Here is a 12996-nt window from a genome sequence, read left to right as displayed (position 1 = left end):
GCGCCTTCAGGGATCCGGCGGCAACCCGCGTCACTAGAGGGCGGACTCGAACACCTTGCGGTATCCGGCGGTGTGTTCGTGCTCACGCCGGGACCATGCGATCCGGTCCGCGATCTGCGCGGCAGTGGCCTCGACGGCCGTGAAGCCCGCTCGTACCTCCGCCCAGAAACGGGCATTACGGGCCTGTCGCTCCAGCATCGCGTCGACGAGCGCAGCACGTTCGGGACCGGCCAGGCCGTAGGCGTCGGCCAGCACACGCACCTGGGTGGCCTGAACCTCCACAGGAGGAGCTCCCGCCTTCGACGACACGCACCAGAGCCAGGCCATGTACCCGACATCCTCCAGCGGACTGCCCGGCGCGGCCATGTCGAAGTCGATGAAGGCGACCGGCAACTCGTCCTGAAAGACGGCATTGTTCGGCCCCGGATCGTGGTGGCAGACGACCTGATGCCGGCCCGCGAGGTCGCTGCCCCGGGTGGCGTCGTGCAGGTCGCGTGCGAGCGCCCCGGCGGCAGCGACCTGCGCGTCGGTCCAGGGCCGGAACGTCGGTGGAACCCAGCCCGGTACGTAGCTGAGGGTGTCCCGGCCCCTCGCGTCCCGGCCGAGATGGCGCGGGGCGCCCGTGAACCCTCGGCTCTCCAGCAGATCGAGCAGGGAGGCGACGAACGGTGAGGCGGGCGAGGCGGGCCTGCGGACCGTGTCACCGACGCGGACGACTCCCCTGGTCGTACGGCCGCCCCGCAGGGGGACGGGTCGGTCGGCGCTCCTGGACATGCCCCTGGCTCCTTCCTCGCCGCTGCCCGTGAAGCGGTGGGCACAGCGGTAGTTCGTCCCCGTACGACTCGGCGATATCCACAATCCCGTCACCCCCGTACGGCGCGCTGGTCTTGCGTTCGGTGGGGTGCTGCCGGGATCGTCGTGTGGTTACCGTCCGGGGGGATCGGTGACCGCACGATCATCGGGGGGACACACCACGTGATGCGTATCCACTTCACCGCCGAGGACCTTGCCAGGACGCAGGTCGCGGACGGTGCTGATCCACTCTGGGAAACCGTCCTGAGCCTGCACAGTCTGCAGGAGCGCCGGCCCGACCCGGTTCTGGCCGGCCGGCGGCCGGCTTCGCTCGCGCGGCCGCTGAGCATGCTGCTGCCGCTCGTACCGCCGCGCGGCTACTTCCCGGACTTCCTCACGCCGGGTGCCGGCAGCGCCGGGCTCGACGCCGGGCTCGACGCGGTCCTGAGTACGCCCCGCACCCGGCTGCGCTCGGAGCTGACCACGCTCACCGGCCGGGACAGTCCCGTGCCGTGGACCCGGTCGCTCGCCGACGGCGGGGCACCGGCCCTGCGGCGCCTCACCGGCTCGTTGCGCGAGTACCACGACGCCGCGCTCGGGCCGCACTGGACGCGGATCGTCCGGCGGACCGCCGCCGACCGCGCCCTGCGGCTGCACGCCCTGTGGCAGGGCGGCTCGGAGGCGATGCTGCGGACGTACGGGCCGTCGATGCGCTGGCGTCCGCCGGTGCTCGAGGTCGACTATCCGGTGGACCGTGATCTCCACCTGGACGGCCGCGGGCTGTTGCTCGTCCCCTCGTACTTCTGCCGGGGACCGGTCGCGCTCGCGAACCCGGAGCTGCCGCCCGTGCTCGTGTACCCGGCCTCCACGGACGGCCAAGTGACGGATTCCGACCTGCGGTTGCCGCTCACCCCGTGCCTGGCCCGGCTGATCGGCCACACCCGGGCCGCCGTCCTCGAGTCGCTGAGCAGTGACTGTACGACGACGGAGCTGGCGCAGCGGGCCGGAGTCGCGCTCTCGACCGCCAGTGAGCATGCCGCGGTGCTGCGCAGTGCCGGCCTGGTGTCGAGCGTGCGGGAGCGCAATGTGGTCCGGCACACTCTGACGCCGCTCGGCTCCGCGCTGCTCCGCTCCAACTGACATATCTGGGCGAGCAGTTACTCCTGCTCGGTCACGCTCACCGACCCGTCCCGCCAGTCCAGTCCGATCCGCAGACGTCGGCCGTCGGTCGTGATCCGGGTGCGGACCTGGACGCCTTCGGGCAGGTCCGCCTCGGTGGGCGCGACCGAGGCCTCGGTGCGGATCCGGTCCATCAGGGTGCGCAGGGTGGCCGGGTCGGGGCGGGTGCCCAGGTACCAGGCCGTGCCGTCGCCGTAGGTGTGGCGGGTCACGGCGGGGCGGCCGTCGCCGAGGGCGAGTATCGGCTCGGCTCCTTCGAGGACGATGTCCTCGGACCAGAGAGATCCGGTGCCCGCGTCCCCGAGCGGCAGCGTGACGCCCTCCGGCAGTGGGTCGAACTCCTCGATCCGCAGGCCGAGCAGTTCGCGGAACGGCGCCGGGTAGCCGCCGAGATGCACCCGGTCGTACTCGTCGGTGATCCCGGAGAAGTACGACATCACCAGGGTGCCGCCGGCAGCCACGTAGTCCGTGATCCGTTCGGCGGTCGCCGAGCTGACGGAGTACAGGTTCGGCACGACCAGCAGCCGGTACGGGCTGAAGTCGCCGTCCGCGGGGACGATGTCGCAGGCCACCGAGGCGTCGTAGAGCGGCCGGTGGTGGGCGAGTGCGGTGTCCAGGAGGGTGACGTCGGAGCTGGGGTGGGCGTCGAGTTCGAGGGCCCACCAGCTGGGCCATTCGAGCAGCAGGGCGGCGTCCGCACGCTCCGGGCGGGAGCCGAACAGCTCGGGAAGGGCGGCGAGTTCGGCTCCGAGTGCGCCGACCTCGCGGAAGATCCGGGTGTCGGGTCCGCCGTGCGGGACCATCGCGGAGTGGAACTTCTCGGCGCCGCCGCGGGACTGGCGCCACTGGAAGAACAGCACCGAGTCGGCGCCGTGCGCGACCGCCTGCCAGCTGTCGAGGCGCATCCGGCCGTCCGGCTTGCGGCCGTTGCGCCGGCGCCAGTTGACAGCGCTCGGTGCCTGTTCCATCAGAAGCCAGGGCTGTCCGCCCTTGAGGCCGCGCATCACGTCGTACGAGAAGGCCGTGCCGTGCGCGGAGTCGGCGTCGTGCGGGTCCGGGTAGGAGTCGTAGGAGACGACGTCCAGGTGGGGCGCCCAGCGGAACAGGTCGAGGGTGCGGGCGACGGGCACGAAGTTGGTGGTGACCGGGACGGCCGGGGTGAGCCGCTCCAGGACCTGCTTCTCGGCCAGGTAGCAGGCCAGCAGCTCGTCACTGCTGAAGCGCCGGTAGTCGAGCTGCTGCGCGGGATTGCGGAACGAGGGTGCGCTGCGGGGCGTGTGGATCTCGTCGAAGTCGCCGTAGCGCTGGGCCCAGAAGTCGGTGCACCAGGCCTCGTTGAGCGCGTCGACGGTGCCGTAGCGCTCGCGCAGCCAGGCACGGAACGCCGCCGTGGAGACCTCGCAGTGGCAGTGCCGGGAGATGTGGCAGCCGTACTCGTTGCCGATGTGCCACAGGGCGAGGGCCGGATGGTCGGCGTACCGGCCGGCCAACTGCTCGACCAGCCGCGTCGCGTGGTCGCGGAAGACCGGGCTGGAGGGGCACCAGTGCTGGCGCGAGCCGGGGTACAGGCGAGTGCCGTCCTCCATGACGGGCAGCGTCTCGGGATGCAGCCGGGCCAGCCAGGCCGGTGGTGAGGCGGTCATGGTGGCGAGACAGACCCGGACGCCTGCGTCGGCGAGGCGGTCCAGGTGGGTGTCGAGCCAGCCGAAGTCGTAGGCGCCCGGGGCCGGTTCGGCCTTGGCCCAGGAGAAGATGCCGACGGTGGCCAGGTTGACGCCGGCCTTCCGCATCAGTTCGGTGTCCTCGGCGTGGACTTCGGGGCCCCATTGCTCGGGGTTGTAGTCGCCTCCGTAGGCGACGGAGTCGAGGCTGTCGTAGAAGCGGCCGATACGGTGCGTGTCGTTCACTTGACCCCCAGGGTCTCCTGCCAGGCGCGGGCCTCGATCCCGCGGAAGTGGTCGGCCATCGCGCGCTGCGCCTGCTCCACGTCGCGGGCGCGCAGCGCGGTGAGGATGTCGCGGTGGCGGCGGGCGGTGACGGCGGGCGCCGGGTCCTTGGTCCAGCCGCGGGCGCCGGCGACGGTGTGGAAGACGTTCCAGAAGGCCGCGAGGAGCTGCGGGACCAGGGCGTTGCCGAGCGAGCGGTAGAGCTTCTCGTGGAATTCCCGGTCGAGTTCGGGGAAGGCGTCGCCGGCCCGGCCGGAGGCTTCCATCCGGCGTACGACGTCCTCGAGTTCGGCCAGTTCGTGGTCGTCGAGCGATTCGGCGACACGGCGGATGAGGCCCTCCTCGAGGACCTCGCGGACCTGGAGGATCTCGCCGAGCGCCTGGGTGTCTCCCCCGGACGCGCTCCGCGGCGATCCCCAGCCGCCTCTGGCCAGGGTGCGGAAGGTGAGCCCGTCCACGAACGGGGTGAGCGAGGCCTCGCCGACATAGGTGCCGTGGCCGTGTCTGATCTCGACGATGTCGAGTGCCTGCAGCGCCTTGAGTGCCTCGCGTACGGAGTTTCTGCTGACCTCGAGGGTCTCCATCAACTCGGTCTCGGTGGGCATGGGTTCACCGGGGCGCAGTCTTCGGTCGAGGATCAGCTGCATGACCTGACGCTGGATCCGGCTGCCCACGCGCCGTTCCCGGGCAGCCGGCACCGTGGGATTCCTCGGCTCGTCCGACATGCGGCACATCGTAAGGGCAGCGGACATCCTACGTCCCACGTCCGGCCCAACTCTTCTGAAATCAGTCGCTCTTCGGCGCACGGAAAACGACCGGGTGGTGACAGTCGGCGAGATCCTGCACGAAACCTTGACCGTCCGCGTCCGTCCTCCTATGGTCGCGCTACCCGTAGACGTAGGACGTGGGATCTCCGGACTGCAGGACACGCATGGCACCCCGGACCCTCCATCCCTGGCCCAGCCCCACTCTCCACTCCCCTCGCGCCCCGCTGCCCCTACCCGGCAGCACGGGAACGCCCTCTCCGCCATGGAGGCAGCACTGTGAGCGACCTGAATCCGGTTGCGGCCCGCCGGTCCTTCCTCAAGTACACCGGCGCACTCGGCGCGGCCGCCACCATCACGACGACCCTGTCCGCGTGCTCCGGTGGTCCGAAGTCGACCACCGACACCGACGGCGGCGGCAAGGGCGGCGGACTCGACACCCTGACCGCGGTCATCGGCTACGGGAACGACGGCAGTTGGGACCCGACCCAGACGGCCTCCGCCTTCTGTATGGCCGCCAACCACCACATCTACGAGGGCCTGCTCGACACCGACCCGATCGACCGCGAGCCGTACGCCGCGCTCGCGACGGAGATACCGAAGGACCTGAACGCCACCACCTGGCGCTTCACCCTGCGCGAGGGCGCCACCTGGCACGACGGCAAGCCCGTCACCGCCGACGACGTGACCTTCACCTTCGACCGGATCCTCGACACCAAGACCACCACGCTCGCCCAGGGCTTCTTCGCCGCCTGGCTGAAGGAGGTCAAGAAGGTCGACGCGAAGACCGTCGAACTGGTTCTGAAGTTCCCCTTCCCGGACGGAGCACCCCGGCTCACGCTCGCGAAGATCATGCCGAAGCACGTGTTCGGCAAGCCGGGCGGCTGGGACAAGGCGACCACCGGGACGGCCGTCGGCTCGGGCCCGTACCGGATGACCGCGCACAACCCGAAGTCGAACACGACCTTCGCCGCGTACGACAAGTACAACGGCCCCCGCAAGGCGGCCTTCAAGAAGATGAACTGGCTGACCATCGTGGACGCCGCGCCGCGCGTCGCCAAGATCTCCGGCGGCAGCGCGGACGCCCAGATCGCGGACAACATCCCGTACGCCAACATCGATCAGCTCGAGAAGGGCGGCCTGAAGGTCGAGGGCGGGGCCGGGATGAACCACATGTTCCTGCTGTTCAACACCGCGCACAAACCCTTCGACGACGTCCGGGTCCGGCAGGCCCTGCACTACGCCATCGACACCGAGAAGATGATCGAGGTCGCGCTCAAGGGCCAGGGCAAGGCGGCCAGTTCGTTCCTCAACGAGGACAACCCGACGTACCGCAAGGCGAAGACGGTCTACGCGTACGACCCGCAGAAGGCCAAGAAGCTGCTGAAGGAGGCCGGGGTCGAGGACCTCACGATCAACCTGATGGCGGTCAACGTCAGCTGGATCGTGGACTGCCTGCCGACCATCAAGGCCTCCTGGGACGCGATCGGCGTGAAGACCGACCTGGACCCGCAGGAGACCACCGCGGTCTTCACCAAGCTCGACCAGAAGAAGGACTTCCAGGTGGTCGCCGCGGCCTCCAACCCCAACCAGTTCGGCCTCGACGCCGACTTGATCATGCGCTACAACTACGGCCCCGAGAACCTGTGGATGGGGTACGCACGCTGGGCCTCCAAGTCCGAGGCCAAGAGCCTCTTCAAGCTGATGGACCAGGCGACCAGGGAGCCGGACGCGGCGAAGAAGAAGGAGATGACGCAGGAGTACATCGACGTCGTCGCCGAGAACGCGGTGATCTACCCCGTCGTCCACAACGAGCTGGTCACGGCCTGGAATCCCAAGCAGCTCACCGGAGTTCGCCCGCAGGCCTACCCCGGCATCAACGTGCTCCAGTCCAAGCCCGCGGGCTGACCCGGCCGCGCGCCGGCTGACCCCGGCCCCTCTCACGTCCTACGTCCAAGGAGCCGTACGTGCTCGCGATCGCCAGGATCCTGGCCCGTCGTATCGCCCTGCTGGTCCCGCTGATGCTCGGCATCGTGCTGTTCGTCTTCCTCGTGATGCGGTTCTCGGACAGCGATCCGGCGTCGGCGTTCTTCCAGGGCGCGAACCCGACGCCCGAGCAGCTGCAGCAGTTCCGCGAGGAGAACGGCCTGCTCGACCCGCTGCCGGTGCGCTACATCGCCTTCGTCGGCGACCTGCTGCAGGGAGACATGGGCACCGGCGTGCTGGTCAGGACACCGGTCCTGGACCAGGTGATGACCGCGCTGCCGCTCACGCTGCAGCTGACGTTCCTCGGGCTCGCGATCGCCGTCGTGCTGTCCCTGGTGCTCGGCATCACCGCGGCCATCCACCGCGACCGGCTGCCCGACCAGATCATCCGGGTCGTCTCGCTGACCGGTGTGGCGGCACCGAGCTTCTGGCTTGCGCTGCTGATGATCCAGTATCTGGCCGTGGGGCAGGGCTGGTTCCCGACGGGCGGATACGTCAATCCCGCGGATTCGTTCAGCGGCTGGCTGAAGACGATGACGATGCCGGCACTCGCGCTCTCGCTGCCGGTCGCCGCGCAGCTCACCCGGATCGTACGGACCGCGGTCGTCGAGGAGTTGGACAAGGATTACGTACGCACCGCGATCGGCAGCGGGCTGCCGCCGGTCGTCGTGGTCGGCCGCAATGTGCTGCGCAACGCGCTGATCAACCCGCTGACCGTGCTCGGCCTCAGAGTCGGCTATCTGCTCGGCGGCGCCGTCGTCATCGAGACGATCTTCTCGCTGCCCGGCATGGGCAAGCTGATGATCGACGCGGTGAAGAACGGCGACCCGGCCGTCGTACAGGGCGTGGTGATCACCACGGCCGTCGGCTTCGTCATCGTGAACCTGGTCATCGACATCCTCCACCTCCTGGTCAACCCGCGTCTGAGGAGTGCCGCCTGATGCCGACGCCTCCCACCCTGCTGACGCGCAAGCGCCTCACCGAGAAGCTGGCCCGCCCGGGTGTCCGCCTGCGGGGCCTCGGGCGGCTGCCCGTGCTGTCCCGGATCTGTCTCGCCGTACTCGCCGTGGTCGTCCTGGTGGCCGTGTTCGCGCCGCTGCTGGCTCCGCACGACCCGCTCGCCCAGGCCGCACAGGTCGACGGCAGCGGGCATCCGTCCGCCGACCACTGGATGGGCCAGGACAGCCTCGGCCGGGACATCCTCAGCCGGCTGATGCACGGGGCCCGCTGGTCGCTCGCCATCGGACTCGGCGCGACCCTGCTCGGCCTGCTCGTCGGTGCTCTGCTCGGCGCGATCGCCGCCACCTCGCGCAAGGCGGTCGACGAGACCCTGATGCGCTGCCTCGACGTGGTGATGGCCTTCCCCGGTATCGCGCTCGCCGCGGTCCTCGTCTCCGTCTTCGGCGGCGGCATCCCGGTACTGATCTGCGCCATCGCCTTCCTCTACGTACCGCCCATCGCGCGGGTGGTACGGGCGAACGTCCTCGACCAGTACGGCGAGGACTACGTGACGGCCGAGCGGATCATCGGGGCCCGCACCCCGCACATCGTCGCCAAGCATGTGGCGATCAACTGCGCGGCGCCGATCCTGGTGTTCTGCACCGTGCAGGTCGCCGAGGCGATCGTCTTCGAGGCCTCGCTGTCGTTCATCGGCGCCGGTGTACGCCCGCCCGACCCGTCCTGGGGCAGCGTCATCGCCGACGGCAAGAACATGGTCCTGATCGGCGGCTGGTGGGCGACGGTCTTCCCCGGACTGCTCATGCTGATCACCGTCCTCGCCCTGAACGTCCTGGCCGAGGGCGTGTCGGACGCCTGGGCCGCGCCCGCCGCCCGTGACGTACCCACCGACAAGGCACTCGCCGAGGACCGCCTCGAGGCCCCCGAGGCCGGGACCGGCAAGGTGCTCGAACTGCCCGGCCTGACCGAGGCCGCGGCGCGGTTGCGGGCGCGGGCCAGACCGCTGCCGGACGGCCCGCCCGTCCTCACCGTGCAGGACCTGGCCGTCGGCTTCGACCAGCGGCACGGCGGCGTCGACGTCGTCGACGGCATCAGCTTCGACGTACGGCCGGGTGAAGTCCTCGGCCTGGTCGGCGAATCCGGCTGCGGCAAGTCGCTGACCGCCCTGACCGTGATGGGCCTGCAGCCGGCCGGAGCTCGCATCGGCGGCAGCGTCACCTTCGACGGCACCGAACTGGTCGGGCTGCCGATGCGCACCAGGCGCCGGCTGCTCGGCCACGACATGGCGATGATCTACCAGGACGCGCTGTCGTCCCTGAACCCGGCGATGACGATCCGCGCCCAACTGAAGCAGGTCGTGAGCAGGGGCGGCCGACGCACCCCGGCCGAACTCCTCGAACTGGTCGGCCTGGACCCGGAGCGCACCCTGCGCAGCTATCCGCACGAGCTGTCCGGCGGCCAGCGCCAGCGCGTCCTGATCGCCCTCGCCCTGTCCCGCGACCCCAAGCTGATCGTCGCCGACGAGCCGACCACCGCACTCGACGTGACGGTCCAGGCTCAGGTCATGGAGCTGCTCCTGCGGCTGCGCGAGGAGTTGGGCTTCGCCCTGATCCTCGTCTCGCACGACCTCGCACTCGTCGCCGACGTCACCGACCGTGTCGTGGTGATGTACGGCGGGCAGATCGTCGAGACCGGCGTGACAGCCGACCTGGTGGAGGCTCCCGCCCACCACTACACGCGCGGACTGCTCGGCTCCGTCCTGTCCCTGGAGTCGTCGGCACAGCGACTGACCCAGATCAGGGGTGTGGTGCCGTCCCCCGCCGACTTCCCGGCCGGCTGCCGTTTCGCCGACCGCTGCCCGCAGGCCGTGGACGTCTGCCGCAGCACCGCCCCCGATCTGCTCGGCGCGGGCCGTACGCACTCGGCGGCCTGCCACCGTCCCGCGGTCACCCTGACCGTGCCCGAACCCAGGGGAAGCGAGGCCCTCAAGTGACCGCCCAGGAGCCCCTGATCACACTGTCCGACGCCCATGTGGTGCACAAGGCCCGCTCCGGAGGCCTGTTCTCCCGGGACAGGGTGTACGCCCTGACCGGCGCCGATCTGGAGATCTCGGCGGGTGAAACGGTCGGCGTCGTCGGTGAGTCGGGCTGCGGCAAGTCGACACTCGCGAAGGTGCTGGTGGGGGTGCAGCGGCCGACGTCCGGCACCGTGGCGTTCCGCGGCCGGGACCTGTGGACCATGTCCGCCGGTGAACGGCGTGCGGCGGTCGGCAGCAGCACCGGCATGATCTTCCAGGACCCGTCCACGGCCCTCAACCGCCGGCTCTCCGTACGGCAGATCCTGCGCGACCCGCTCGATGTGCACCGGCGCGGGACTCCGGAGCAACGCGAGGAGCGGGTACGGGAGTTGATGAGCCTGGTCGGACTGCCCAAGGTGCTGGCCGAGGCGCTGCCCGCGCAGCTCTCCGGCGGTCAGCGGCAGCGGGTGGCGATCGCCCGGGCCCTGGCCCTCGAACCCGAGCTCGTGGTGGCCGACGAACCCACCAGCGCGCTGGACGTGTCGGTGCGCGCGCAGATCCTCAATCTGCTGCTCGATCTCAAGGAACGGCTCGGCCTCGCGCTGCTGTTCGTGTCCCACGACATCCAGACCGTGCGGCGGATGAGCGACCGCGTCGTGACCATGTACCTCGGCCGGATCGTGGAGGAGGCACCGGCCGACGAGGGTCTGGACCGGGCCCGCCACCCGTACACCCGCGCTCTGTTCTCGGCGACTCCGGGGCTGCTGGACCCGATCGACCCGATCCCGCTGGTGGGTCCGGTGCCGTCGGCGACCCGGCCGCCGAGCGGCTGCCCGTTCCGTACGCGCTGCTGGCGGGCGGACGCGCAGTGCGCGGACGGGATGCCCGAGTTCACCGGGGCGAGCGACGGTCACCGGTTCCGCTGCCACCACCCCGTGGACGACGGCCAGTCGACCCACGAGCTCGTCACCCAGGCCGCCTCAGCGGCCACGGAAACGGCCGCCGCCACGGCCATCAAGGAGAGCCGATGACCATTCCCGCCCCGCTGAACGGTGTCGTCCCGCCCGTCTGCACTCCCCTGACGCCGGACAGCGAGGTGGACACCGCCTCGCTCGTGGCCCTCGTCGATCACCTTCTCGCGGGCGGTGTGGACGGCCTGTTCGTGCTCGGCTCGACCTCCGAGGTGGCATTCCTGCCGGACGCCCACCGCAAGCTCGTGGTGGAGACGGTGACACGGCATGTGGCCGGGCAGGTGCCGGTACTGGCCGGGGTCATCGACACGGCGACCCTGCGGGTCGTGGAGCACGCCGAGACGGCGCTCGCGGCGGGCGCGGACGGTCTGGTGGCCACCGCGCCGTTCTACACCCGGACCCATCCGGCGGAGATCGCCGAGCATTTCCGGCTGATCGCCCGTCGTACGGGAGCGCCGCTCTTCGCGTACGACCTGCCGGTGGCGGTGCACTCGAAGCTGGGCGCCGATCTGGTGCTGGAGCTGGCCGCGGAGGGGGTGCTCGCCGGTCTCAAGGACTCGTCCGGGGACGAGGGCGGCTTCAGGTCGGTGGTGCTCGGTGCGCGGTCGCGCACGGATGTCGACGGGTTCAGTGCCCTGACGGGCAGCGAGCTGACGGTGGACAGTGCGCTGGCGATGGGGGCGTCCGGGGTCGTGCCGGGACTCGGCAATGTCGACCCGGCGGGGTACGCACGGCTGTACCGGCTGTGTGCGGAGGGCGACTGGGCCCGGGCCCGGGACGAACAGGAGCGCCTGTGCGGGCTGTTCGGGATGGTGGGGGTGGGAGACCCGGCGCGGATGGGGCGGGGGTCGTCCGCGCTCGGCGCGTTCAAGGCGGCGCTGCACCTCCGGGGGGTCATCGCCTGTCCCGTGACGGCCGCGCCGCAGGTCCCGCTGTCCGCCTCCGAGATCGCGGAGGTCGGCAAGTACCTGGCGGGCGCCGGACTCCTCTGAGTGCCTCCCGGAGGGGCTCTCCTCGTAGAGCCCCTCCGGGTGAGTGAGGAGGACACGGCGAAGGGGCGGGGCAGGGGCACACCGGCCACGCCGCAGGCTCCGACTACCGCAGCTCGGACACCGGCACCCGCCGGAACTCGATGGATTCGTACGGGCCGTCCACGCCCGTCTCGTAGAGCAGGCCCACCGTCCGGCGGTCCGGCTGGACGAGGTCGGAGTACGCGGCCGGCTGCGCCGAGAGAGACACCGCCTTGCCGAAGGACGCGCCCGCGTCCGCGGAGGACCAGATCGCCATCGACTTCCGCGCGGTCGGCACCGAGGGCCCGGCGAACAGCAGCGGTCCGCCCCGCCCGGTCACTTGCAGCACCGTCCCCTGCACGACCGGGTTGTCGGCCAGCGTGGGCTGCACCTCGTAGCCCCGGTCGATGCTCTCGCCCCCGTCGCTCGAGTACGTGTCGAGCCGGTTCCCGGGACTGCTGCCGTTCTGGTCCCGGGCGCTGAAGTAGAGCCGGCCGTCCGGCAGTTGGGCCACTGCCGACTCGTTGGCGTTGATCACGCCCTCGTAGGAGTCCTCGATGAAGCCGAACTGCCAGCTGCGCCCGCCGTCGTCGCTGTAGAGGGCGTGCGCGCCGTAGTACTTGTCCTCCTCGCCGGTGTCGGTGGAGCCTTCGGGCGGCGAGGTGGAGTGGTTCGCGGGTACGACGAGGCGGCCCTTGTGGGGGCCGTGCGTGAGGGCCACGGCGTGGCCGGGTCCGGTCGCGTACCAGCGCCAACGGGGCAGTTTGGTATCGGCGGTGATGTCCCGGGGGCGGGTGAAGCTGCGGCCGTCGTCGGCGGACGACTGCACGAAGACCCGGCGGCTCTGCTCGGGCGTCACCTCACCGCGCATGATCTCGGCCTCGGTGACCTCGCCGCTGTTGTACGAGGTGACGAGGACGACCTTGCCGGTACGGGGATCGACGACCGGCGCGGGATTGCCGCGGGTGTCGCCGTCGCCCGCGGCGACCAGGCTCAACGGGCCCCAGGTGCAGCCGCCGTCGGTGGACCGTCTGACGACGACGTCGATGTTGCCGGAGTCCCCGGCGCCGCCGACCCGGCCCTCGGCGAAGGCGAGCAGGGTGCCCGCCTTCGTTCTGACCGTGGCCGGTATCCGGTACGTGTCGTATCCGTCCTCGCCCGCCCGGTAGGGCACGGACGAGGTGCAGTGGGCCTCGCCGCGGGACGGTGCGGGGCCGGGCGCGGCCGCGGCAGTGCCCGCGACGGCGACCGCCGCAAGCGCGGCGAGTGCGACGACGGCGACGGAACGGCCCCTGAGGAAGGGGCCGTCGGCGCGGAACCGGCCGACCGGTGTCGAGATGGAACGACTCGTGAAGGTGGGCATCGCTCTCCCTG

The 12996-nt window shown here is 70.8% G+C and carries 10 protein-coding genes; 6 read left to right on the top strand and 4 right to left on the bottom strand.

Features of this window, described 5'->3' with window-relative positions:
• Positions 1-33 precede the first annotated feature (33 nt).
• Positions 34-774: a phosphotransferase family protein gene (locus tag DSC45_RS13865; RefSeq protein WP_119290669.1), complete on the bottom strand. Its 741-nt coding sequence runs from the start codon at positions 772-774 to the stop codon at positions 34-36.
• Between the two features lie 204 nt (positions 775-978).
• On the opposite strand from DSC45_RS13865, the gene DSC45_RS13860 reads away from it, so the two are divergent.
• Positions 979-1932 carry an ArsR/SmtB family transcription factor gene (locus DSC45_RS13860; RefSeq protein ID WP_346426659.1) on the top strand — a complete coding sequence of 318 codons (954 nt, stop codon included), beginning with the start codon at positions 979-981 and terminating at the stop codon, positions 1930-1932.
• A 17-nt stretch (positions 1933-1949) separates the two neighbouring features.
• Here DSC45_RS13860 and DSC45_RS13855 read toward each other — a convergent pair whose 3' ends face one another.
• Both DSC45_RS13855 and DSC45_RS13850 read right to left on the bottom strand, forming a co-directional pair.
• A complete protein-coding gene (locus DSC45_RS13855) occupies positions 1950-3878 on the bottom strand; it encodes a beta-galactosidase (protein ID WP_240434631.1) in 1929 nt (642 codons plus the stop codon).
• Positions 3875-4642, bottom strand: coding sequence for a FadR/GntR family transcriptional regulator (locus DSC45_RS13850; RefSeq protein ID WP_240434630.1), 768 nt, complete (start codon positions 4640-4642; stop codon positions 3875-3877). Before DSC45_RS13850 ends, DSC45_RS13855 begins: the two co-directional genes overlap by 4 nt.
• 318 nt (positions 4643-4960) lie before the next feature.
• Between DSC45_RS13850 and DSC45_RS13845 the strand changes: the two genes are divergently transcribed.
• Genes DSC45_RS13845 through DSC45_RS13825 form a run of 5 tightly spaced genes read left to right on the top strand, consistent with a single transcriptional unit; the run spans position 4961 to position 11604 of the window.
• Positions 4961-6589, top strand: coding sequence for an ABC transporter substrate-binding protein (locus tag DSC45_RS13845; protein WP_119290663.1), 1629 nt, complete (start codon positions 4961-4963; stop codon positions 6587-6589).
• 59 nt (positions 6590-6648) lie between these two features.
• Positions 6649-7608 carry an ABC transporter permease gene (locus DSC45_RS13840; RefSeq protein WP_119290661.1) on the top strand — a complete coding sequence of 320 codons (960 nt, stop codon included), beginning with the start codon at positions 6649-6651 and terminating at the stop codon, positions 7606-7608.
• Complete coding sequence (locus DSC45_RS13835; RefSeq protein ID WP_119290659.1) at positions 7608-9617, top strand: dipeptide/oligopeptide/nickel ABC transporter permease/ATP-binding protein; 2010 nt, start codon at positions 7608-7610, stop codon at positions 9615-9617. The genes DSC45_RS13840 and DSC45_RS13835 overlap by 1 nt, the downstream gene beginning before the upstream one ends.
• Positions 9614-10672, top strand: a complete 1059-nt coding sequence (locus DSC45_RS13830; RefSeq protein ID WP_119290657.1) for an oligopeptide/dipeptide ABC transporter ATP-binding protein — start codon at positions 9614-9616, stop codon at positions 10670-10672. Before DSC45_RS13835 ends, DSC45_RS13830 begins: the two co-directional genes overlap by 4 nt.
• A complete protein-coding gene (locus DSC45_RS13825; RefSeq protein WP_119290656.1) occupies positions 10669-11604 on the top strand; it encodes a dihydrodipicolinate synthase family protein in 936 nt (311 codons plus the stop codon). The genes DSC45_RS13830 and DSC45_RS13825 overlap by 4 nt, the downstream gene beginning before the upstream one ends.
• Before the next feature lie 103 nt (positions 11605-11707).
• On the opposite strand, the gene DSC45_RS13820 is transcribed toward DSC45_RS13825, so the two are convergent.
• Positions 11708-12985 carry a sialidase family protein gene (locus tag DSC45_RS13820; protein WP_119290654.1) on the bottom strand — a complete coding sequence of 426 codons (1278 nt, stop codon included), beginning with the start codon at positions 12983-12985 and terminating at the stop codon, positions 11708-11710.
• Positions 12986-12996 lie beyond the last annotated feature (11 nt).

This window comes from Streptomyces sp. YIM 130001 (assembly GCF_003574445.1).
Taxonomy (GTDB): Bacteria; Actinomycetota; Actinomycetes; order Streptomycetales; family Streptomycetaceae; genus Streptomyces.
This window is presented reverse-complemented; position numbering and strand designations above follow the sequence as displayed.

What these genes read in the sequence shown, in the direction of transcription:
- DSC45_RS13825 (WP_119290656.1), top strand. Translation starts at nt 10,669, where the DNA reads ATGACCATTCCCGCCCCGCTGAACGGTGTCGTCCCGCCCGTCTGCACT.
- DSC45_RS13865 (WP_119290669.1), bottom strand. Translation starts at nt 774, where the DNA reads ATGTCCAGGAGCGCCGACCGACCCGTCCCCCTGCGGGGCGGCCGTACG.
- DSC45_RS13835 (WP_119290659.1), top strand. Translation starts at nt 7,608, where the DNA reads ATGCCGACGCCTCCCACCCTGCTGACGCGCAAGCGCCTCACCGAGAAG.
- DSC45_RS13820 (WP_119290654.1), bottom strand. Translation starts at nt 12,985, where the DNA reads ATGCCCACCTTCACGAGTCGTTCCATCTCGACACCGGTCGGCCGGTTC.
- DSC45_RS13860 (WP_346426659.1), top strand. Translation starts at nt 979, where the DNA reads ATGCGTATCCACTTCACCGCCGAGGACCTTGCCAGGACGCAGGTCGCG.
- DSC45_RS13850 (WP_240434630.1), bottom strand. Translation starts at nt 4,642, where the DNA reads ATGTCGGACGAGCCGAGGAATCCCACGGTGCCGGCTGCCCGGGAACGG.